Origin of the sequence: Parvimonas sp. oral taxon 393 str. F0440 (assembly GCA_000223315.2) — a bacterium.
GTDB lineage: Bacteria > Bacillota > Clostridia > Tissierellales > Peptoniphilaceae > Parvimonas.
In genome coordinates this window covers 301,303-321,523 of the sequence record AFUS01000004.1, presented here as the reverse complement: position 1 = coordinate 321,523, position 20,221 = coordinate 301,303, and the positions used below count along the sequence as shown (strand labels likewise).

At 27.5% G+C, this 20,221-nt stretch carries 22 protein-coding genes and 4 pseudogenes; 3 read left to right on the top strand and 23 right to left on the bottom strand.

Features of this window, described 5'->3' with window-relative positions; translation table 11 throughout:
• Window positions 1–16: 16 nt before the first annotated feature.
• The 20 genes and pseudogenes from HMPREF9127_RS02400 to HMPREF9127_RS02320 all read right to left on the bottom strand — a co-directional run bounded on the left by HMPREF9127_RS02400 (window position 17) and on the right by HMPREF9127_RS02320 (window position 15,131).
• Window positions 17–835, bottom strand: coding sequence for an energy-coupling factor transporter transmembrane component T family protein (locus tag HMPREF9127_RS02400; protein ID WP_009448334.1), 819 nt, complete (start codon window positions 833–835; stop codon window positions 17–19).
• Window positions 835–1,687, bottom strand: a pseudogene (locus tag HMPREF9127_RS02395) (energy-coupling factor transporter ATPase). Before HMPREF9127_RS02395 ends, HMPREF9127_RS02400 begins: the two are co-directional and overlap by 1 nt.
• The gene (locus HMPREF9127_RS02390; protein ID WP_009448262.1) at window positions 1,687–2,550 is read right to left on the bottom strand and encodes an energy-coupling factor transporter ATPase; all 864 of its coding nucleotides are present in this window, start codon (window positions 2,548–2,550) and stop codon (window positions 1,687–1,689) included. The pseudogene HMPREF9127_RS02395 and the gene HMPREF9127_RS02390 overlap by 1 nt, the downstream one beginning before the upstream one ends.
• Before the next feature lie 104 nt (window positions 2,551–2,654).
• Complete coding sequence (locus tag HMPREF9127_RS02385) at window positions 2,655–4,085, bottom strand: cytosine permease (protein ID WP_009448276.1); 1,431 nt, start codon at window positions 4,083–4,085, stop codon at window positions 2,655–2,657.
• Window positions 4,085–4,267 carry a hypothetical protein gene (locus HMPREF9127_RS02380; protein WP_009447988.1) on the bottom strand — a complete coding sequence of 61 codons (183 nt, stop codon included), beginning with the start codon at window positions 4,265–4,267 and terminating at the stop codon, window positions 4,085–4,087. Before HMPREF9127_RS02380 ends, HMPREF9127_RS02385 begins: the two co-directional genes overlap by 1 nt.
• On the bottom strand, window positions 4,260–6,050 hold the full coding sequence (locus HMPREF9127_RS02375) for a phosphotransferase (RefSeq protein WP_009448104.1): 1,791 nt from the start codon (window positions 6,048–6,050) through the stop codon (window positions 4,260–4,262). The genes HMPREF9127_RS02380 and HMPREF9127_RS02375 overlap by 8 nt, the downstream gene beginning before the upstream one ends.
• Before the next feature lie 314 nt (window positions 6,051–6,364).
• Entirely contained in the window at window positions 6,365–7,660 is a 1,296-nt protein-coding gene (locus tag HMPREF9127_RS02370) for an oligosaccharide flippase family protein (RefSeq protein WP_009447727.1), read from the bottom strand.
• A gap of 19 nt (window positions 7,661–7,679) precedes the next feature.
• Window positions 7,680–8,057, bottom strand: coding sequence for a LicD family protein (locus HMPREF9127_RS08805; protein WP_009447985.1), 378 nt, complete (start codon window positions 8,055–8,057; stop codon window positions 7,680–7,682).
• Window positions 8,033–8,491: a LicD family protein gene (locus HMPREF9127_RS08800; protein ID WP_009447893.1), complete on the bottom strand. Its 459-nt coding sequence runs from the start codon at window positions 8,489–8,491 to the stop codon at window positions 8,033–8,035. The genes HMPREF9127_RS08805 and HMPREF9127_RS08800 overlap by 25 nt, the downstream gene beginning before the upstream one ends.
• Before the next feature lie 10 nt (window positions 8,492–8,501).
• Window positions 8,502–9,311, bottom strand: coding sequence for a LicD family protein (locus tag HMPREF9127_RS02360; protein WP_009447710.1), 810 nt, complete (start codon window positions 9,309–9,311; stop codon window positions 8,502–8,504).
• Window positions 9,311–10,288, bottom strand: coding sequence for a glycosyltransferase family 2 protein (locus HMPREF9127_RS02355; protein WP_009448477.1), 978 nt, complete (start codon window positions 10,286–10,288; stop codon window positions 9,311–9,313). Before HMPREF9127_RS02355 ends, HMPREF9127_RS02360 begins: the two co-directional genes overlap by 1 nt.
• A 116-nt stretch (window positions 10,289–10,404) precedes the next feature.
• Complete coding sequence (srtB, locus tag HMPREF9127_RS02350) at window positions 10,405–11,112, bottom strand: class B sortase (RefSeq protein WP_009447773.1); 708 nt, start codon at window positions 11,110–11,112, stop codon at window positions 10,405–10,407.
• Window positions 11,113–11,204: 92 nt separating this feature from the next.
• A pseudogene (locus HMPREF9127_RS02345) lies at window positions 11,205–11,704 on the bottom strand (dihydrofolate reductase).
• Between the two features lie 237 nt (window positions 11,705–11,941).
• On the bottom strand, window positions 11,942–12,289 hold the full coding sequence (locus HMPREF9127_RS08795) for a TIGR03943 family putative permease subunit (protein ID WP_482198139.1): 348 nt from the start codon (window positions 12,287–12,289) through the stop codon (window positions 11,942–11,944).
• Window positions 12,290–12,294: 5 nt separating this feature from the next.
• Complete coding sequence (locus HMPREF9127_RS08790; RefSeq protein ID WP_009448121.1) at window positions 12,295–12,618, bottom strand: hypothetical protein; 324 nt, start codon at window positions 12,616–12,618, stop codon at window positions 12,295–12,297.
• The gene (locus tag HMPREF9127_RS02335; RefSeq protein ID WP_009448099.1) at window positions 12,611–13,429 is read right to left on the bottom strand and encodes a metal ABC transporter permease; all 819 of its coding nucleotides are present in this window, start codon (window positions 13,427–13,429) and stop codon (window positions 12,611–12,613) included. The genes HMPREF9127_RS08790 and HMPREF9127_RS02335 overlap by 8 nt, the downstream gene beginning before the upstream one ends.
• Window positions 13,422–13,616 (bottom strand): P-loop NTPase family protein, encoded by a 195-nt coding sequence (locus HMPREF9127_RS08785; RefSeq protein WP_255261669.1) that lies wholly within the window; start codon window positions 13,614–13,616, stop codon window positions 13,422–13,424. The genes HMPREF9127_RS02335 and HMPREF9127_RS08785 overlap by 8 nt, the downstream gene beginning before the upstream one ends.
• A 15-nt stretch (window positions 13,617–13,631) precedes the next feature.
• Window positions 13,632–13,739: pseudogene (locus HMPREF9127_RS09720) on the bottom strand (ATP-binding cassette domain-containing protein); the annotation flags it as partial.
• 25 nt (window positions 13,740–13,764) lie between these two features.
• Window positions 13,765–14,091: an ATP-binding cassette domain-containing protein gene (locus tag HMPREF9127_RS02325; protein ID WP_009447919.1), complete on the bottom strand. Its 327-nt coding sequence runs from the start codon at window positions 14,089–14,091 to the stop codon at window positions 13,765–13,767.
• A complete protein-coding gene (locus tag HMPREF9127_RS02320) occupies window positions 14,091–15,131 on the bottom strand; it encodes a metal ABC transporter substrate-binding protein (protein WP_255261668.1) in 1,041 nt (346 codons plus the stop codon). The genes HMPREF9127_RS02325 and HMPREF9127_RS02320 overlap by 1 nt, the downstream gene beginning before the upstream one ends.
• Before the next feature lie 275 nt (window positions 15,132–15,406).
• Between HMPREF9127_RS02320 and HMPREF9127_RS08325 the strand changes: the two genes are divergently transcribed.
• The 3 genes and pseudogenes from HMPREF9127_RS08325 to HMPREF9127_RS02310 all read left to right on the top strand — a co-directional run bounded on the left by HMPREF9127_RS08325 (window position 15,407) and on the right by HMPREF9127_RS02310 (window position 17,686).
• Window positions 15,407–15,553, top strand: a complete 147-nt coding sequence (locus tag HMPREF9127_RS08325; protein ID WP_009448062.1) for a hypothetical protein — start codon at window positions 15,407–15,409, stop codon at window positions 15,551–15,553.
• Between the two features lie 194 nt (window positions 15,554–15,747).
• Complete coding sequence (locus HMPREF9127_RS08320; protein WP_218015489.1) at window positions 15,748–16,185, top strand: hypothetical protein; 438 nt, start codon at window positions 15,748–15,750, stop codon at window positions 16,183–16,185.
• Between the two features lie 20 nt (window positions 16,186–16,205).
• Window positions 16,206–17,686 (top strand): annotated as a pseudogene (locus HMPREF9127_RS02310) (nicotinate phosphoribosyltransferase).
• Between the two features lie 65 nt (window positions 17,687–17,751).
• Here HMPREF9127_RS02310 and HMPREF9127_RS02305 read toward each other — a convergent pair.
• The 3 genes from HMPREF9127_RS02305 to HMPREF9127_RS02295 all read right to left on the bottom strand — a co-directional run bounded on the left by HMPREF9127_RS02305 (window position 17,752) and on the right by HMPREF9127_RS02295 (window position 20,169).
• Window positions 17,752–18,432, bottom strand: a complete 681-nt coding sequence (locus HMPREF9127_RS02305; RefSeq protein WP_009448431.1) for a hypothetical protein — start codon at window positions 18,430–18,432, stop codon at window positions 17,752–17,754.
• A gap of 65 nt (window positions 18,433–18,497) precedes the next feature.
• Window positions 18,498–19,451 (bottom strand): ATP synthase F0 subunit A, encoded by a 954-nt coding sequence (locus tag HMPREF9127_RS02300; protein ID WP_009448169.1) that lies wholly within the window; start codon window positions 19,449–19,451, stop codon window positions 18,498–18,500.
• The gene (locus HMPREF9127_RS02295; RefSeq protein WP_009448067.1) at window positions 19,438–20,169 is read right to left on the bottom strand and encodes an ABC transporter ATP-binding protein; all 732 of its coding nucleotides are present in this window, start codon (window positions 20,167–20,169) and stop codon (window positions 19,438–19,440) included. Before HMPREF9127_RS02295 ends, HMPREF9127_RS02300 begins: the two co-directional genes overlap by 14 nt.
• Between the last annotated feature and the right edge of the window lie 52 nt (window positions 20,170–20,221).

Here is a 20,221-nt window from a genome sequence, read left to right as displayed (position 1 = left end):
TTTCTTTCCTTTATTTCTATTTAAAAATCCAAATATTCAAGAAATATCTTGATGCTATCACAAGCCCAAAAACTACAGTTAGAAAAGCCATAACTAAATAATCTGTTCTCGTATATTTTAGAACATTCATTCTGGTTCTACCTTCTCCACCTCTATAACATCTAGCCTCCATAGCAACAGCAAGTTCATCTGCACGTTTTAGAGCATTTACAAAAAGTGGAACAAGTAACGGAATCAAACTTTTAGCTCTTGTTATAATACTACCCGTTTCAAAATCTGCTCCTCTTGCAGTTTGTGCCTTTGTAATTTTATCCATCTCATCTAAAATTGTCGGTATAAATCTAAGAGCTATTGTCATCATCATTGCAACGGAATGTGCAGGGAACTTTATTTTTTCAAAAGGTTTCATAACATATTCCAAAGCATCTGTAAGCACAATAGGACTTGTAGTAAGAGTTAAAAGACTTGTTCCTATAACCAAAAGTATTATTCTAACACTCATAAAAGCACTTAATTTAATTCCTTCTTTGGTTATATTTATAATCCATATTCTAAATAAAACCTCTCCAGGTGTTAAAAGTAAATTTAAAATTACTGTAAATAAAACAATATAAAAAATTCCCCTTAAACCTTTTAAAACCATTAAAATCGGTAACTTTGCTATTTTTATAATTGAAAACAAAAAAATTGCAAGTGGTATAAAAACAAGAAAACTTTTTATAAAAAATATAGAAAGTATAAACATAAAAATAAAATATAGTTTAAGTCTGGGATCCAATCTGTGAACAATACTGTCTCCCGGAAAAAATCTACCTATTGATATATTTTTTACCATTAATTTTTCCTCAATTCTCTTTTAATTTCGTTAAAAGCTTCATCAACTGTTAGAATATTTTTGCTAAAATGATGTCCTTTTTTCTTAGAATATCCATAAGTTCCGTAATTTGCGGAACATTAAGTCCAACTTTTTTCAAATCATCAACATCACTAAAAGCTTCTTTTGTACTCTTATCTAAATGAATCTGTCCGTTTTTCATTATAATTATTCTATTTACAAGTTTTGCAACATCCTCCATACTATGAGAAATCAAAACTATTGTAATATTATTTTTTTCGTAAAGTCTTTTAATTTGAAAAAACAATTCATCTCTACCTTTAGGATCAAGTCCTGCAGTTGGTTCATCTAAAATCAGAATATCAGGTTTCATAGCCAAAATTCCTGCTATCGCAACCCTTCTCTTTTGTCCTCCTGAAATTTCAAAAGGAGATTTATCCTTTTTAGCTTCATAGTCAAGACCAACAAGCTCCATAGCTTCTTTTACTCTTTCTGTAACTTCAGCTTCACTAAGCCCCATATTTTTAGGACCAAAAGCAATATCTTTTTCAATTGTCTCTTCAAAAAGTTGATACTCAGGATATTGAAAAACCAATCCAATCTTATATCTCAAACCACTTTTAGCAAGTGTCTTATCTTTAGTATTCATATCCCCTATAAAAACATCTCCGCTTGTCGGCTTTAAAATACCATTAAAATGTTGAATCAGCGTTGATTTTCCACTTCCTGTATGCCCTATAATACCAACAAATTCACCCTTTTTATAGTTAAATCTATATTATCCAAAGCAAGTTTTTCAAAAGGAGTTTTTTCTCCATAGACAAAACTTACATTTTTAAAATTTATATCCATTATTTTAATTTTCTCTCCAAAAATTCTATCATTTCATCATTAGTTAAAATATCAGAAGGAATTTCAATCCCTTCATTCTTTAAAAGATAAGCAAGCTCTGTAACCTGTGGTACTGAAAGTCCTAATTCCCTTAAAGTTTCAACATTTGAAAAAACTTTTTTAGGACTGTCATCAAACTCAATCTTTCCCTCATTTAAAACGATAACTCTATCAGCAAGAACAGCCTCTTCCATATAATGAGTTATATACATAATTGTTTTATTTTCTTCTCTATTCAATTTTAAAATAGTATCCATAATATCTTTTCTTCCAATAGGATCTAGCATTGCAGTTGATTCGTCAAAAATTATTACTTCCGATTTCATTGAAAGAATACCTGCTATTGCAATTCTTTGCTTTTGTCCCCCTGAAAGCATATGTGGAGAATGTTTTTTATACTCTTGCATCTCAACAATTTTTAAAGCATCATCAACCCTTCGTCTTATTTCTGCTGAAGGTACTCCTAAATTTTCAGGTCCAAAAGCAACGTCCTCCTCTACAACTGTCGCAACAAGTTGATTATCAGGATTTTGAAAAACCATTGCACATTTTTGTCTAATATCCCAAATTCTATTTTCGTCTTTTGTATTAATTCCAAAAATTTCAATTTCCCCATCTGTTGGAATAATCTGTGCATTTAAAAGTTTTGCCAAAGTAGATTTTCCGCTTCCATTATGTCCTAAAATGGAAATCAATTCGCCTTTATTTACAGAAAAACTGACTCCATCCAAAGCAGTACTCTTTTTATCATCTTCTCCGGTATATTCATATCTTACATCTTTTATATCAATTATTTTTCTCTCACAATCATCACCTACTAACAACTTATGATAACATAAACAATACTTTTTTTCAATAACAACAACTATTGAATACCCAAAAAACTGACAAAAAAAGACAACTTTTTATAAAGTTGTCTTGAAATATTCTATACTATTTCCAAATCATTTCTATCTTTTAACATATATGATTTTAAAGGAGTTAAACTTGCAATCCAATATATAAGTCCTCCGAAAATTGCTGTAAAACCACTACCTGTTGTAACTAAGAACAGATTGCTTTTAATCGCTCCCGTCATTGGATTGTAAACGAATAACATTGCTAATGTAAAAGTTATTATCACAACTCCAATACCAACCAAGTTAAATCCGTTTGTAAACTTATATGCATTATGCCCCTTAATAAAAAAGGCGGATTTTAGAGATATCATTCTTTTCCTTACTATTAAATAATCTACAACAATCATTCCGATTATAGGACCTTGAATATATGCAGCCAGTGAAATAAATGAACCGAAATATTCTTCAACTCCACCCCAAATAGTCAATCCGCTAACATAAATCATAGCTATAATAACTAATTTTTTGTAGCTTAGTTTAGGCATACCGCTCTTTATTATCATACAATTTACATAAGAACCTGTTCCCTGTGTTCCAATATTAGCAAAAGCAACCAAAAGTAAACTTAATAATGCAAATCCGGGAGTTGCCAAAGTAGATAACATTTTTGTAGGATCACTTTCATATACACCTGTTCTTACAAACATTGCCAATGCCATAACCCCTCCTGTAGCTACGAAAAAAGGCGCTACGACTCCATAGGATAAACTTGTTGCCCAATATCCGCTTTTTTCAGATCTTGCAAGCCTTGGCAGTACAAGAGCCTGTGTTGACCAAGAAAATGCAAAAGCGATATTTCCTTCTGCAGATAACATAAAGTTTTGTAATTTTGTAGTTCCTTCGGCTAAAACAGGTTTAACTTTTAATATATCAGAAAGAGGAACTGCAAAAAGACAAATCGCAACTATTATAACTCCAACTATAAGCAAAGCCATAACTAAAAATCTGTTTGTCCACTTAATAACCTCAGGACCTCCAAGCGCAATTAAAGTTCCAAGAACAACACATACCGTTCCAAGTAACGGTTTAAAAATTACAGGATTTAATTCAACACCAAAACTTAATGCAAGATTAATCATAGATGATGCAAAGAGATTTGCCGCAACCGCATACCAACCGAAGTTGGCAAAACTTATAACTGTCGATAAAATTGCAACACCTTTTTCTCCTAAAACACTTCTCAACCATATCCACAAATCTATTCCATAACGCACAGCAAACAAAACCGGTAAACATTCTATCATAACAAATATTAGATTAAAACAGAAAATATTTATAATCATCTGTTTGAATCCTAAAAATTGTGCAACATAAGCTCCTTGCGTATAACACCAAGTTGCAATTGCAAAACCGCTTGTAGTTAAAAATAAATCTAAGAAAGAATACTTTCTTTCCGAATTCATCATAGGAACAACACCTGTTATAGTCTCCTGCTGAATATAATTTAATTTTCCACTCATTATTCAATTACTCCTATCATGCATAATATAATTAAAAATATAGAAATTATTACAATTCCCCAAATAAGAATCCAATCTGTTTTCGTAATTTTTTTAGGAAATTCATAATCTTCTTTAGACATTATTTCTAATCTTTTTTCTGTTTCTTCATAAATAATTTTTTCAATAGATAGATTATTCATCACTTTCTCCTTGTTCATATAATTTCAAAGCATAGTCAGCATATTCTTTAGTATGGTTATACCAAATATATAAATATTCACCAATGCTCTTTCCTTGAATTTCTTGATTAATTGCCCATAAGAACCAATAAAATGAGCTTACTGCGACATAGGCAATATAATGTCTTAATTCTTCAACTGATGGATTTCCGTCAAAATATTCTTTTATTACATCCATAGCCTCATCAAAAGAGTATGTTGAGCAAGTAATAAAACAACCAATATCTCCTGCGGGATCTGACATTGCAGAATATTCCCAATCAATTAAGTACATTTCATCTCTACTGTCCATTAAAAAATTCAAATCATAGCTATCGCAATGACAAAGACATTCTTTTAAACCATCTTTTTCAATAAAGGATTTTAATCTATAAATTTTATCATTCATTACATTAATATCTTCAAAATCATCACGATGTGAATTTTTTATTTTAATTTTAAAGTTTTCAATTTCATCAAAGATATTAAATTTATAATCTGTTTCTTTACCACTTGTATGCAATTTCTTAAGCATAGAGATTGCCCTTTTTACATTCTTTTTATCATCATAATCAAGAATTTTTACATCTTCGATAAATTTTGAAATTTTCCAACCGCTGTTCGCATCCATATAGATATAAGTGTCGTCTAAACCCAATTCTTTTGCAATTTTCATTGAATCAAACTCACTTTTTCTATTTATGATTAATTCAGTTCCGGGACCCGGATGTCTATAAACATAGGAATTCCCATTATAACTAAATTTGAAAGAAGTGTTAGTCATTCCCATCTTTATAGGTTTAATATCCTTTATTTCTTCTTCATTACATTTTAGAACACCACAAACATTTTGAAATATTTTAGAGTCCGAATTAGTAACATATTTTTCGTCAAAAAGTCTTAATTCGTCTAAAGAGTCAAATTCTTTTATGTCTTCTACATCATATTTTCTGATATACATATTATCAAGCTCTTTTAGATGACGCATATAAAAAGTTTCCCATAAATTTTCTTTAACTGACTGTTCGTGATATTCTGCTTTTAACAATTTTGCAAATTTATCGCTAAATTCTCTGTCAAAAAATACATGTCCCAACATTATCCAATCGTCTTTTCCACCAATTGTTATTCCTTTTATTCTTCCCTTTTTATCACATTCTGCAAAGTATTCATCACTTTCTCCCTCTTGATAAACTGCAGAATAATATGCTCTATAAACATATTTTTCAAAAGGATTTTTTGGAAAATAATTATCTGAAGAACAAATATAAGTATTTTTTAATTTTTCAGTAACAAGAATTAGAGAAGAAGTATTATTAAATCTGTAATAATCTTCATTAACTACTATATTTATGCCAAATTTTTCAGCTAAATAAAACATCTTTTCCTTCATATATCCTACAACTAAGGTAATATCTTCAATTCCTGCTTCTTTTAGTTGCAATATTTCTCTTTCAATTAATTTTTCTCCCTTAACATTTAAAAGACCTTTTGGATTCTCATAACAAAGGGGAGCAAATCTTGAACTCATTCCTGCAGCCATTATGATTGCATTATCAACCTTATATGGCTCTAATTCATAATATCCTTTAGCTGTAATTTTAAAATCTTTATCTATAAATTCATTATTTTTTAATTCTTTTAAAGTTTCATTAACTTTTCCCAAAGAAATTTTTGTAATATCTGAAATTTCTCTTTGAGTAAATTTTTTATCTTGATTTTTAAAAAATAAATTTAAAATATCAAATTGTTGTATTGTCAGCATAAATACCTCCTTAATTAACTTGTTCATAAATTATATCATATAATAGAAAAATGAACAACAAAAAAGTTCTAAAAATTTAATTTTAGAACTTTAAAATTATTACTCTGAATTATGATTTTTTGCCTTGAATTTATATTTTCTAACTGTGAATTTACTTTTTATTCCATCAATTGTAATAAATAAAATTTTGTCCTTTGTAATTAACATAATTATAAAATAGTATAGAACGCAAGATACAATAATGGCTAAAACTCTTATAAAAAATTGTAAATTCAATGTCAATGAATATTTTAAAATATGATTTATTCCATAAGTTATTGCAAAAAAGGAATAGAACATAATACATATTTCACATAAGATTTTAATATTCCATTTATAGAAATTATATTTCTCTTAGTTATAAAGTAAACTTGAATTATCAATACCACAATTTCTGAAAATAATGTTGTATAGACAAAGTATTCAGGTTGAACAACTTTCAATTTAAATAAAACAATATTTAAAATTAAGTTCATAAATCCACCTATAAAATAGAATGCAGTTATATTTTTTTCATATCCCCTTACAAATAAAACTTGATTTGCAAGAAGTTGATCCAAAGCCCACATAACTATTCTAAGAGAAAACAGTTTTAAAATAAAACCAGCTTCTAAATATTTTTCACCTGCATATATCAGCATTACTTCATCAGAAACACAGCTTAATCCTATCCCCATAGGAATTACCAAGAATAAAAATGTCTTTGCAACTTGATTTAATAATTCTGAATAATTTTTTTCATCACTATTTCCATGATAATATGAAAGCCTTGGAATACTTACTACTATTATAGAATAAACTACGCTTGTAATAAGTTGAGCTATCGACAAAGCAAAAGTATAATATGAAACTGAAATCTTTGCATCTAGTAATGAAAGGAAAGCTCTATCTAATGCAGTATATAACATATATGAATTAGCTAAAAGCAACATTCCAATCAACGGTTTTATATGAACTAAGATATCTTGTAATTCAATTTTTACAAATTTTACTTTTCTTTTTATAAAATAAAAACTTATTAAATAATTTATAAGATTTGTAATTGATAAAATAAAAGCATAATTAACAATATCATCAGCTTTTCGTACAAATGCAAAAATCGAAACAAGCATTAGTACACGGATAAATAATGTCTTAAAAAGTATAAAACCGTAATTTTCAAAAGCCTCATTCATCCACTCTATAGTTACAAATTGTGTAAAAATCTGAATACTAAGTGCGATATATAACATATACATATTGGAATTTACATTTAAAAGCATATATCCAATATACAACATCCCAATACTCAAAGAACTAATTACATTTATAGAAAAAAGAACAGTAAAATTTTTACTTATTTCTTTCATATTATTTTTAACTCTACTTATCGAACGAATTCCATAACTATAGATTCCAAATGCAGCAAATGGAATAAACAAATTTAATATAGAATTTGCAGCGTTAAATTCCCCATAAGCCTCCTTACTCAAAATTCTAGCAAGGTATGGTCCCGTAATCAGAGGAAACAGAATATTAAAAACTCTAACTAAAATACTCGCTAAAGCATTAACTTTTATATTTTTTGCCATATCTAAAATTATTTCTCCCTTATTTTATTCTGTAAGCATCTAATAGATGTGATTTATATTCAATTTCCGCATCTGAAGGCTTTTGCATATAATCTCCATAAAATTGAGTTAAAATCTTATCATAATTTTTAGGAGCTGGTACCATCATATCTTCAAAAGGTAATTCTATCAGCTCTTCATAAGTTCCTGTTTCAAAAACTTCCTTCATTCCTGTTTTATCAACTCCTACAGCCGCCTCATAAATACCATTATCATCAGAATATCTTTCAACAAGTTTATCAATTTTCTTTGTGAAATATCTTGGATTTACAAATGCTAACAAATACCAAAAGACAACTCTACAAAAATCTTTTATTCTGCTATCTTTATGAATTATATATTTTTCTTTATGAAACAAATATGTTTTAAAGTCACCATCAAATGAGCTTTTTTCACAAAATTTAAGTCATTAAATTTATCAATAGGAAATATATCAACAAAAACATTACTATCTTTTCTATTTCTCTTTACACTATCTTCCAAAAGAGTATGTTTATCTATTACTACAAAAAAGTTTTGAAAATACCAATCACTATTATCCTTGGATAGAATTGTATATCTTTCATTATTTTCTTCAATAACAGCTCTTTGAAATCTCTCATAATCTTCTCTAAACATTGCAACATCAATGTCATCATCCCAAGGAATAAAGCCTTTATGTCTAACTGCTCCAAGTAAAGTTCCATAACTTACAAAATATTTTATATTATATTTTTTACAAACATAATCAATAAACTTTAAAATATTTAATTCATATTTTTTTAGCTCATCAACTGTGAGTCTTTCTTTCATCTTAATTCTCCTAATCTATATAATAAGCCTTAATTTCATGAGGATATACTCTCTTTTCAGCAGGTGGAAATTCCATATAATCGCCATAATATTTTTTCAAAATCTCATCATATTTTTTCGGTGCAAAAAAATTATAGCATTCAAACTCGAACTCTGCCAGTTCATCAAATGGATTATAATCAAAAACATCATCATATTTCAATTTTGAACAACCTACAACCCCAAAATATTTTCCGTTTTCTTTGGAATAACTTTCAACAGCTTTTTTGATTTTTTTCGCAAAAAATCTTGGAGATACAGGTTTTAACATCGTCCAGAAAAATAATCTAACAAAATCTTTCAACTTACTGTCCCCATACTGTATATTTTCTTTTTTTGAAAAAGATAAAAGTTTAAAACTTTCTAACTTATATGTTTTTTCAACTAATTTTAAATCTTCAAAAGAATCTATCGGAAAAATATCAATAAAAATTCCTAAGTCATAAGTTTTATAATTTCTTTCATCTTCTATCTTAGTCTTTGAATTTATAACTTTTATGAAATTATTATAGTACTTGTCATCAGTTTCTAAAGACAAAATCTTATAAATTCCATCATCTTTTGAAAATAAATCTATAAACTTTTCATAGTCTTTTCTAAACATACAAATATCTATGTCATCATCCCAAGGAATAAATCCCTTATGTCTTACTGCTCCAATTAATGTTCCATAATTTAAGAAATATTTTATATTATTTTTAACACAAAAATCATGAACATATTTTAAAATTTCAAGCTCTATGGATTTTATTTCATCCATAGAAAGATATTTTTTTTCCATTAAGCATTTACTCCTTTTTTCTTCAAATCTTTTAAAAGTAAAAATCTATATAATTTAACATTTAATTTTAGCATTAATACAGCAATTCTTCTACTTTTTCTGAAATTTTTATTTTTGTAAATTCTCCAAAAATTTTTCTTTAAAAATCCTAAAACTTCTCTATATTCTGAAACCTCTTTATAATTTTCACTCATTAACATTTTATCAAAAACCATAAAATGTGCATAGGAAAGCCTGAAAAAAGCATATTTTGAAAGAGAAGGAATCTCTCTATTTATATATTCATAAAAATTGGAATAAATCTCTATGCAATTCATATTTTTTACAGTATATGGCTTTGTTGTAATGCTATTTTCTCTGTGAAAATAATAATAATAAGGCTTTGTTGTTACAACATATTTTTTAGCATATTTTACAAGCTCAAACTGATAGAAAGCATCTTCATAAATTTTGCCTACAGGAAATGAAATCTTACTTGCAATTTCATAGGATATGAGTTTATTACAGATAGTGCCGGGAATTTTTTCGCCGATAAAATACTCTTTTAAAAATCTTTCCTTTCCACAACAAAAATAAATTTCTTCCTTACATTGTGGAGATTGATTGTCTGAATATACATTATAAACCCCACAAACAGATACATCCGCATCTTCTTCTTTTATATTTTTATATAGTTCTTCAACCATTTCCTCTGCAATATAATCGTCAGAATCTATAAATAATACATATTTTCCTGTTGCAAATTGCATTCCGTGATTTCTTGCACTGGATAATCCGCCATTTTCTTTAGTATAAAGTTTTGCTCTGTTGTCACTTTGAACAAATTCTCTACATATATTCTCACTATTGTCTGTTGCTCCATCATTTACTATTATAATCTCTATATTCTTATATGTTTGATTTGCAATTGACTCCAAACATTTTTTTACATATTTTTCTACATTATATACAGGTACAATAACACTTATTTTGTCCATAATTCTCCTTTATATTAAAATCAAAAATTATAATGTTAATACAAATTATACTATAAATCCTTAAAATTTACAATTTTTCACAAAAAACAAAGGAGATGTAAAATCTCCTTAAAAATTTACTTCTCTTTTAATTTTGCAAACAAAATTCTTCTCGCAGTATTATCATCCGGTGTCTTACAAGTTACAAGCATTAGAAGTTTTGTATTTTCATCAATCTTATCAACTTCAGCTTTTGGAATATGTTTAGCCAATTCTTTTTTCATCGCCTTTACATCTTCATTTCTCTTTGAACTTAGTTCATAAAGTGAAGTATCGGGATCAACTAAATCAATTCCAAGAACCTCATATTCCAATTTACCTTTTTCTGTATAAACATAAAATGTCTTATGACTTTCTAAAAAAGACTTATCTTCAAACTTTCTTAAGTCATAAAATTTTGTTTTGTCCCAAATATTATGTCCGAATATATAACTGATTCTATCTGAAAAATCCGCTTTATTATACATATCTAAAAACAATGTTCCCGTTACAGGATATGTATTTTTCTTAAAATCTCTCCACAGATAGTAATCATTGTCTTTTCCTTGAACTAAAGGCTCATCTATATTAGTTCCCGGAATTTCAAGCCAACCTATTGAATCAGAATTTAATTTTTTTAACTCTTCCAAGTTTACAACTTTTTCAGTATTTTTTTCTTTTTCGCCTGAATTTGCCGACGGTGCCTTAAAAACAGTTTCCTTTAAACTGTTTAAATCTTTCCCTGCCTTATATGAACCATAATAATCTTTTATTATATGTCCTGCAGAATAAGCAAAGACTCCCAAACATATTACAAATAATATATTCCAAAACCATTTTTTTGCTTTATTCTGTTTTTTCTACCCTTTTTTATATTTATATCTTCATTTTTCATATTTTAAATCCTTTCATAAGTATAGAAAGTCAATTTTGGATTTTCATTTTTACCTTCATTTTTTTCAGTAATCTTCCACATACTTTCATCAATATCAGGAAAATGACTATCCGCATCTATTATTTCTTTTTCTTCATATTTTGTAATATACATTCTTGAGCAAAAACCAATTAATTGCTTATAAATACTCATTCCTCCACAAACAAAAAACTTTTCACTTGGATTTTCTTTTATGAAATTAATCAAATCTTCTATATTTTTAAATGTCATTACTCCGTCAAAAGAAAAATCACTATTTGTCAAAACAATATTTTTCTTTTTGGGAGAGGTTTAATTTTAAAACCTTCAAAAGTTTTTCTCCCACAAATTATAGAATTTCCACAAGTTTTTTCTTTAAAAAAATTCATATCTTCTTTTAGAAAATACAATAAATTATTATCCTTACCTATTGCATTACTTTTTTCAGTAATTGCAACTATTAAATATAAATTATCTAATACCATATTTTTATCCTTTTTGTTTTTTCTTAAATAACAACTTATTTAGAAACTTATTCATTGTTGTTATTATATCATAATCTCTTTTTGATAATTAAATTAATGTAATTATGATGAAATAATTACAGCTTTATCATAAGGCATAAATCTGTAATTATTATATCATAAATTGCTTTTTATATCTAATTTTTTGTTTTAATATTTATACCCAATTTGCAAAAAAATTGGAGATATTGTCCCCAATTAGTTTTGAAAATGAATTAATTTTCCTTTCGGTTCTACTTCTTTTATCTCAATTAGTTTGAGTTTGACAACTTTTCCGGATTTATATTTATCTACTATTACTTCACCAATCATTTCATACCATTTATCCTTTTCAGGATATTTTCCATCAGTAATATATTCAAATCCGATTACGCTGTCATTATAACAACAACCCGGTCCCTCTCTTAAAATAGCATAGATAACCTCTCCTGTATCTTTATCTTCAAATCTTACATTTTGCCCTGAAATTCTAACTTTTTTACCTATATATTCATCTTTATTTACATAAATATCATTTACAAGAGCCAAAAATATTCCATCGGAAATATTTATTATTCCGTCCTTTGAATCTGCATCTCTTTTTTCATTAAGTTGGTCTTTTGTAAGTTCATCTTTTTTTCAGGTTGTTTGTATTCATTATTAGAATTATCTTGATTTTTATGTCTTTCTATTTTATAATCGTCAGGATTTTGATTTTTATCAGTTTCAGTAGATTTTTTATCTTTATCGGTTCCGGCATTTTCAGGGTCATCCTTTAAAGCACTTTTTAAATCATTTTTATTCTCTTTGTTTGTAACAAATTTATTACTGTCAGATTTTGAACAAGAACATAATAATAGACAAGATAATACTAAACTCAATATTTTTTTATTCACTTATAAACCTCCTTACTATGCAGGATAAAATAAATAAAACTAAATTAACTAATACCACACTCGCACCTGTCGGTGTAGAATAGATATATGATAGAGTTATTCCTATAAATAATGCCATTACTGAAATTATAACTGATGAAATAACTACAATTTTATAGCTTTTAAAAATTCTCATAGAAGTCATTGCAGGAAATATAATTAAACATGAAATTAACATACTTCCCATAAATTTCATTCCAATAACTATGGTAACAGAAATTAGAATTGTAACTAAAGTATTGTATAGATTTACATTTAATCCACTAGCCTTTGCAAAATCTTCATCAATAGTAATGGTATATATTTTATTATACAATAAAATATATGAAATTAAAACCACAATTCCCAATACAAAACTGATGTACATATCACTTCTTTTCATAATCAATATACTTCCGAATAAGTAATTACATACATCAACATTTAGTCCTTTGGTTACAGCAGTAAAAGTTACCCCAATAGAAACGGAAACACAGCTTAAAAGAGCAATCGCAGTATCACTACTTATATTATATTTTTCTCCATATTTTAAAAGGATAATTCCCGCTACAATTACTATCGGCATAGAAAATTCCATTGGAGAAATATCAAAAGAAAGAGCGATTGATAGAGCGGCAAAGGAAACGTTCGAAAGTCCTACTCCTATCATTGCATATCTCTTTAAAACTAAAGTTATTCCAAGTAGAGCAGAGCTTATTGAAATTAAAAGTCCAACGATTATTGCCTTTACCATAAAGGGATAACTTAACATTTCTGAAATTATACTAATCAAATTTAATTTCCCCCTTTTCAAATTTTTCCAAAACATTTTCGATGACTTTATTTTCTTTTCCTAAAACCAAAGCTCTGTTTGAATATTTAAAAGCCTCTTCATCATGACTTATCATAACAATAGTAAGTCCTTCTTTATTTAGTTTTTCCAAAATATCATATAACATTTTTCTAACATTGATATCCAAAGAATTTGTAGGCTCGTCTAAAAATATAATCTTTTCGGATATACAAAGACATCTACAAAGTAAAACTCTCTGTCTTTGTCCTATGGAAAGAGAGCTTATACTCTTATCTTTAATATCCCAAAGATTTAATTTTTTAAATTCTCCTTAACTATTTCCCTATCTTTTGAAGTATAGAAAAATTTTGAATAAACGGCTCTTGAAGATAAAACAAATTCCCATATTGTTGATGGGAATTCTTTTTTAATAAAATTTCTTGAGACATATATCCACAAGTTTTAAAATTCTTTTTTATTTCTCCTGAAGAAATATTTTTTAAGCCTAAAATTCCTTTCATTAGAGTAGATTTTCCTACTCCATTTTTTCCTAAGATGAGGAAGAAATCTCCCTCATCAACGGAAAAACTTAAATTATCAATTATTTTATTATTTTTATAAAAAATATCTAAATTTTCACAAATTAAAATTTTTTCTCTCATTAATTAAGTCCTTCTTTTAATGCCTCAACATTCTTTTTCATAAGATCTATATAAGTTATACCCTTATCAAACTCATCTTTAGTTACAGTATGAATTGAATGTAAAAGTTTAACCTTTGCTCCTGAGTCTTTTGCTACCGTTTCAGCCATTTCACCTTTACCCATTTCGATACGATATACTACCGGAATTTTATTTTCTTTTATATAATCAACCATTTGCTTTATTTGTCCTGCACTTGCTGTTGCCTCAACACTACAAGCTGAAAATAGTGCTCTATACTCTAAACCTAAGTCTGCAAATAAATATCTGAAAGGAAATCTATCGGCAATAACAACTTTTTTAATCTTTGCTTTATCTACAACATCATGTAATTCCTTATCTACATCTTCAAGTTGCTTAATATAATTTTTAGCATTTTCTTTATAAAATTCAGCATTAGCAGGATCTTTTTCAACCAATGCATCAGTTATACTTTTCGCCATTAAAATTGCATTTTTAGGTGATGTCCAATAATGTGGATCCAATTCTTTTTCATGATGCTTATCATGTTCTTCTTTTTCTTCTTTTTCGTTATGCTTATGATTATGATTCTTTTCATCTTTATGACTATGTTTTTCTTCATCTTTATGATTATGTTTCTCTTCTTTTTCGTGTTCATGGTCGTGGTCATGCTCTTTTTCATCATGATTATGTTCATGTTTCATTCCATCAACTGTTTCTTCTTCAAGCTGTTTAATACCGTCAACCAACTTAACGACTTTTTTATTTTTCATATCTATGCTTTTAGTCAAAGTTTCAACCCATTTATCATGATCTGTTCCACCATAGATAAACATATCAGCATTTTCAACTGTTTTTATATCTTGTGGAGTCGGATTAAATGAATGAACATCAACTCCCGGTTTTACCATCAATTCCAAATCAATTTTATCCTTTGCAATTGCTCTTGTTATATCATATTCAGGAAAAATTGTAGTTACAACCTTTAATTTACTCTTTGTATTCTCTCCATTATCTTTTTTTCGGTTTTCGCAGTACAACCTGTAATCAACACAGTTCCTGCCAAAATTAAACCAAAAACTTTTTTTGAAATATTTTTCATATAGTACCCCCATTTGAGAAATTTTTAAAATTAAAATTTCATTAGAATAATTCTAATTATTAATATTGTATCACAAAAATAAAAATAATCCATAAATAAGAATAGTTTTTATTTCCATTTGATGTAAATGTGATATAATATAAATAAATAGAAAAAAATTATTAAAAGTGTTATAATAGAAATTGTTATAATAAATAAATTTAAGGGGGATTTATGAAAACTTTATTTGAAAAGCAACATATGAAATTTACTCGGAAAGACGGAAGTGTTTTAACTGTAAGAAAAGATGGAGTATCTTATGAAGATGCAAAAAAGAAAAGAAGAGTTTTGATATTTCATTTGATAAAATTTCCTATATAATAGCACTTAGCTATTGTAATTCTAATTCAAATTATAATTTATTATTTGAAAAGAAAGATAAGTCAGCTCCGATTGATTTTACATCAGACACTACAATTATAAATGATTGTCATAATATTTTAGAAACTAAGTCTATACTTCTAGCTCATGCTGCATACAAACTTACAAAAGATTTTCCAAATAATCTTGATACTTTGGATATAGATTTAGCTCGTAGTTTGAGAGAAAAAGCTATTCGTATTTCTAATGGTGTTATCTCCGGAGCAAAGCATAGCATAAATATTAATGAAATTCGTAGAGTACAATGTGCATCAAATGGTACAATTTCAAACCTTTTAATATACAAAAAGGAGAAAAAAACATTCTGGAATATTCCTGATATGAGAATTCCTTGTAACGAAATTACTTTACCTCTAATTGAGGCAATTGTTACAAGAAATACCGGAAATGGAATTGATTTTTCTTGGGGAAACGGTTTTGATCAAAAAAATAGTCTATATATTATTATTCGTTATATGGATTCCAACTTTTTTGTAAATAGTGAAGGTAATTTTGATACAGAATGGCAAAAACAAGTACATGATAGAATTTTTATTCTTGATCATGACCTTGAATATTTATTAAATAAATAGACTTTCTATGGAGGTTTTTTATGAACAGAAATTTTAATGAATTCAATATTTCTATTCTTTCAGATTTTTATGAGTACACTATGGCTCAAGGATATTTTAATGAAAATATGGATGATAAAATTACATATTTTGATGTTTTTTATAGAAATAATCCTGACAACGCAAGTTATGCAATTTTTTCAGGTTTAGAGCATTTAACTGAGATTCTTAATTCAATGAAATTCAATAAGGAAGATATAGAATATTTTAAATCTTTGAATACTTTTGATGATAAGTTTTTAAACTTTTTAGAAAACTTTAAGTTTGAATGTGATATTTGGTCAGTTCCTGAAGGAAGTGTAATCTTCCCTAATGAACCAATTATGACTGTAAGAGGTCCCGCAGTTCAAGCACAGTTAATAGAAACAATAGCCCTATTGATAATAAATCATGAAAGTTTAATTGCAACAAAGTCAAGTAGAATAAAACGAGCTGCAAAAGGTAGAGCTGTTATGGAATTTGGAGCAAGACGTGCACAAGGCATTGACGCTTCTGTATATGGAGCAAAGGCTTCATATATAGCTGGTATTGATGGAACGTCCAATGTTTTAACAGGAAAATTATTTAATATTCCGGTTCTTGGAACAATGGCTCACTCTTGGGTACAGATGTTTGATACTGAGTTGGATGCTTTTAAAGCATTTGCAAAATCTTTCCCAAATAATTGTGTATTACTTGTAGATACTTATAATACGTTACAATCCGGTGTTCCAAATGCAATAAAGACTTTTGATGAAATTCTAAAACCTATGGGAATAAGACCTAAAGGAATTAGACTTGACAGCGGAGATTTAGCTTATCTTTCTAAACAAGCCAGAAAAATGTTGGATGATGCAGGATATGAAGATGCACAAATAGTAGTTTCAAACTCACTTGATGAATATACTATTAGAGATTTATTACATCAAGGAGCTCAAATTAATTCCTTTGGAATCGGAGAAAGACTTATAACTTCAAAAACTCATCCAGTCTTTGGTGGAGTTTATAAATTAGTAGCAATAGAAGAAGACGGAAAGATTATTCCAAAGATAAAAGTCTCAGAAAATGTTGATAAAATTACAACACCTGGAGTTAAAAATCTATATAGAATATATGATAGAAAACAAATAAAGCAGAAGCTGATTTGATTACATTATTTGATGAAAAAATTGATGAAAGTAAACCTATTTCAATTTTCCACCCTATTTACACTTGGAAGACAACTACTTACGATGATTATATCCTAAGACCTATGTTAAAACAAATTTTTAAACACGGAGAATTAATTTACAAACTTCCGGATATTGAAGAAATAAGAAAATATTGTGCGAGTGAAGTTGAAAGTCTTTGGGATGAATTTAAAAGATTTGATAATCCTCATATTTATAAGGTTGATCTTTCCAAAGATTTATGGGAACTAAAGAATAATTTACTAAAAGAAACAGTTAAAATATCTAAAAAGTCAAAAAAACAGAGCGATTAAATCACTCTGTTTTTTTATATAAAATTTAATTCTAATCCTATCGTGAATTATCATGAAATTTTTATTTATAATCTCTTTAATAATCTCTTAAATAATTTTCTGTCTATCAAATAAGATATTATTGCTGTCAACAAAATTATAATCACATCCGCTAAAACAATATATGGTACATCGTAGTTCCATTTAAACATCTTAATAGTTGTAAAAATGATTAATCCGTATAAGCCATAATTAATTAAAATAGAAACAAATACATTCATTCCGCCTGCACCACCATTTAATGCTTCTTTTGGTGTTTTCCAATCAAAATATGGATTAATCAGTCCTAAAATCATATTTAAACTTCCACTTGTAAATAAAGTTAAAAACATTCCAAATATAACGGCAACATATACAAGAGGATTGAAAATATATAAAATCATTGACAATGCTATAATTATTAAAGCAGAAATAAAATGTAATACTTGGCAAGCAAAAATTCTTGAGATTATATGTGTATTAATTCCTATCGGTGCAGTAGCTATTACCCAAAAAGATTTTCCTTCTCTGGAAACAGAACTTGTTGTAAGTGAAGAAAGTCCACAAAAAAGTCCTAAACCTGCTCCTACTCCAAATCCGGCAATAAGTAAATAACCTATTGATGTAGTAGATACTAAATAATTAATAGCAAATGTTAATTGTGATTTGAACTTTAGTCCATAATATACAGCAATACCGCCTCCAATTAGAACCATTAAGTCTATCATAATTACCTGCATAAAATATGTCGGCGTTGTTATAATTTCGTTAAATTCTTTTTTGAATAAAACAACTAATTTATATTGTCTTGAATGAGCAACACCTTGTTTTTTCTCTTTTCAATAACTGCTTTACTTTCTTTTGAAACTACATTTACACTTCTTAAAATTTCAAGATAATTTCTATCTGCAAAATATTTCAATAAGAATGAAAGGACTATACAAATAATTAAGCCTATTCCTAAATTTGTAATAGATATAATGATACTATCAGAAATCAATATTTTCTTCATCCAAACTACAAAGAAAAATATTGATGAAAGCTTTTTGTCAAAATCTACAACAATTTTTCCTAAATTGATTCCTAAAGCAGGATTTGAAGCAGCTTGAGTAAATATCATATATAATACAAATAATCCTATTGTAAATAATCCGTAAATCAATTTTAGAAATCTGTTGAATATCTTACTTGTTCTAAGCAATTTACCAAAAATTAATATTATAACTCCTGTTAATAAAATAGCTTCTAAATTAAGTAATATTAGACCTAAAAAAGTAAAGATATAAAAATCAATTCCTTTTCCAAGAGTATATCCTGTTACTCCAAATGCAATAACAAAGATTAAAAAGAATGATATAAAAAATGTTATTGCTAAAGAATAGATTCTAGATAAAAATATATCACTACCGGATATTGGTAAAGATAACAATATTTCCGTTTCATTGTTTTTTTCAATGAAAACAAATGCGGTTGCCAATGATAAAAATAATGTTACTATAAATATCCCTACAGAAAAAGTAGTTAAACTTGCTTTTCCTAATTCACTTTGAAAATTATTAGCAAGGAACTTTCCAAGTTTAGGAGCTCCCCATATAAACATTATAGCAAAGAAAATTATCCCCATTGCACCTTGAAAACTAGCTGATCTTTTTCCTTTGGTTTTTATATTTTGTCTTATAGATAAAATTGCAAAAAAATCAATTGAAACAAAATATTTTATTAAGGTCCATAGTTTAGATTTTTTCATTGTCTGTCAACTCCAAGAATATTTTTTCTAAATCTTCATTTGAATGTTCTTCTGTTTTCAATTCAGATAATTTACCACAAAATGCAATTTTTCCTTTATTTATTATAACTAATTTATCACAAATTTTTTCTGCAACTTCCATAACATGTGTTGAAAAAATTACAGTATTTCCGCTATCTGCAAATTCTCTTAAAATATTTTTTAAATTAAAGGATGTCTTTACATCCAATCCAACCATTGGTTCATCAAGAATTAAAACCTTAGGAGAAGTAATCAACGCTCCAATCAAAACTAATTTTTGACGCATACCGTGAGAATAGCTGTCTATAGTACTGTAAATTGCATCTCCTAAAGCTAATTTCTGATTATACTCTTCAATTTTTTCTTTTCTAATTTTTTCATCTATCCCATAAATATCAGCAATAAAGTTCAAATATTTTATTCCTGTCATCTTAGTATAAATATCCGGATTGTCAGGAACATAACTAATCATTTCCTTAACCTTTATAGAATTTTCTAGAGTATCAACTCCATTAACCGTGATTTTCCCTTCAGTTTGTTCCAAAATTCCAACCATCATTTTTAAACTTGTACTCTTACCGGCTCCGTTAGGACCTAGAAATCCAAAAATTTCTCCCTCATCAATTTTAAAACTCACATTGTCAACAGCCTTAACACCTTTAGAAAAAACTTTTGAAACATTTTTGAACTCAATCATTCTATAATACCTCCTTATCAAATATTAAAAAGTTTTAATAATAATTGAAAAC

What these genes read in the sequence shown, in the direction of transcription:
- HMPREF9127_RS02325 (WP_009447919.1), bottom strand. Translation starts at nt 14,091, where the DNA reads ATGAGAGAAAAAATTTTAATTTGTGAAAATTTAGATATTTTTTATAAA.
- HMPREF9127_RS02400 (WP_009448334.1), bottom strand. Translation starts at nt 835, where the DNA reads ATGGTAAAAAATATATCAATAGGTAGATTTTTTCCGGGAGACAGTATT.
- HMPREF9127_RS08800 (WP_009447893.1), bottom strand. Translation starts at nt 8,491, where the DNA reads ATGAAAGAAAGACTCACAGTTGATGAGCTAAAAAAATATGAATTAAAT.
- HMPREF9127_RS02360 (WP_009447710.1), bottom strand. Translation starts at nt 9,311, where the DNA reads ATGGAAAAAAAATATCTTTCTATGGATGAAATAAAATCCATAGAGCTT.
- HMPREF9127_RS02375 (WP_009448104.1), bottom strand. Translation starts at nt 6,050, where the DNA reads ATGCTGACAATACAACAATTTGATATTTTAAATTTATTTTTTAAAAAT.
- HMPREF9127_RS02305 (WP_009448431.1), bottom strand. Translation starts at nt 18,432, where the DNA reads ATGATAGACTTAATGGTTCTAATTGGAGGCGGTATTGCTGTATATTAT.
- HMPREF9127_RS02370 (WP_009447727.1), bottom strand. Translation starts at nt 7,660, where the DNA reads ATGGCAAAAAATATAAAAGTTAATGCTTTAGCGAGTATTTTAGTTAGA.
- HMPREF9127_RS02300 (WP_009448169.1), bottom strand. Translation starts at nt 19,451, where the DNA reads ATGAAAAAATCTAAACTATGGACCTTAATAAAATATTTTGTTTCAATT.
- HMPREF9127_RS02385 (WP_009448276.1), bottom strand. Translation starts at nt 4,085, where the DNA reads ATGAGTGGAAAATTAAATTATATTCAGCAGGAGACTATAACAGGTGTT.
- HMPREF9127_RS02355 (WP_009448477.1), bottom strand. Translation starts at nt 10,288, where the DNA reads ATGGACAAAATAAGTGTTATTGTACCTGTATATAATGTAGAAAAATAT.
- HMPREF9127_RS02295 (WP_009448067.1), bottom strand. Translation starts at nt 20,169, where the DNA reads ATGATTGAGTTCAAAAATGTTTCAAAAGTTTTTTCTAAAGGTGTTAAG.
- HMPREF9127_RS02380 (WP_009447988.1), bottom strand. Translation starts at nt 4,267, where the DNA reads ATGAATAATCTATCTATTGAAAAAATTATTTATGAAGAAACAGAAAAA.
- HMPREF9127_RS08325 (WP_009448062.1), top strand. Translation starts at nt 15,407, where the DNA reads ATGAAAACTTTATTTGAAAAGCAACATATGAAATTTACTCGGAAAGAC.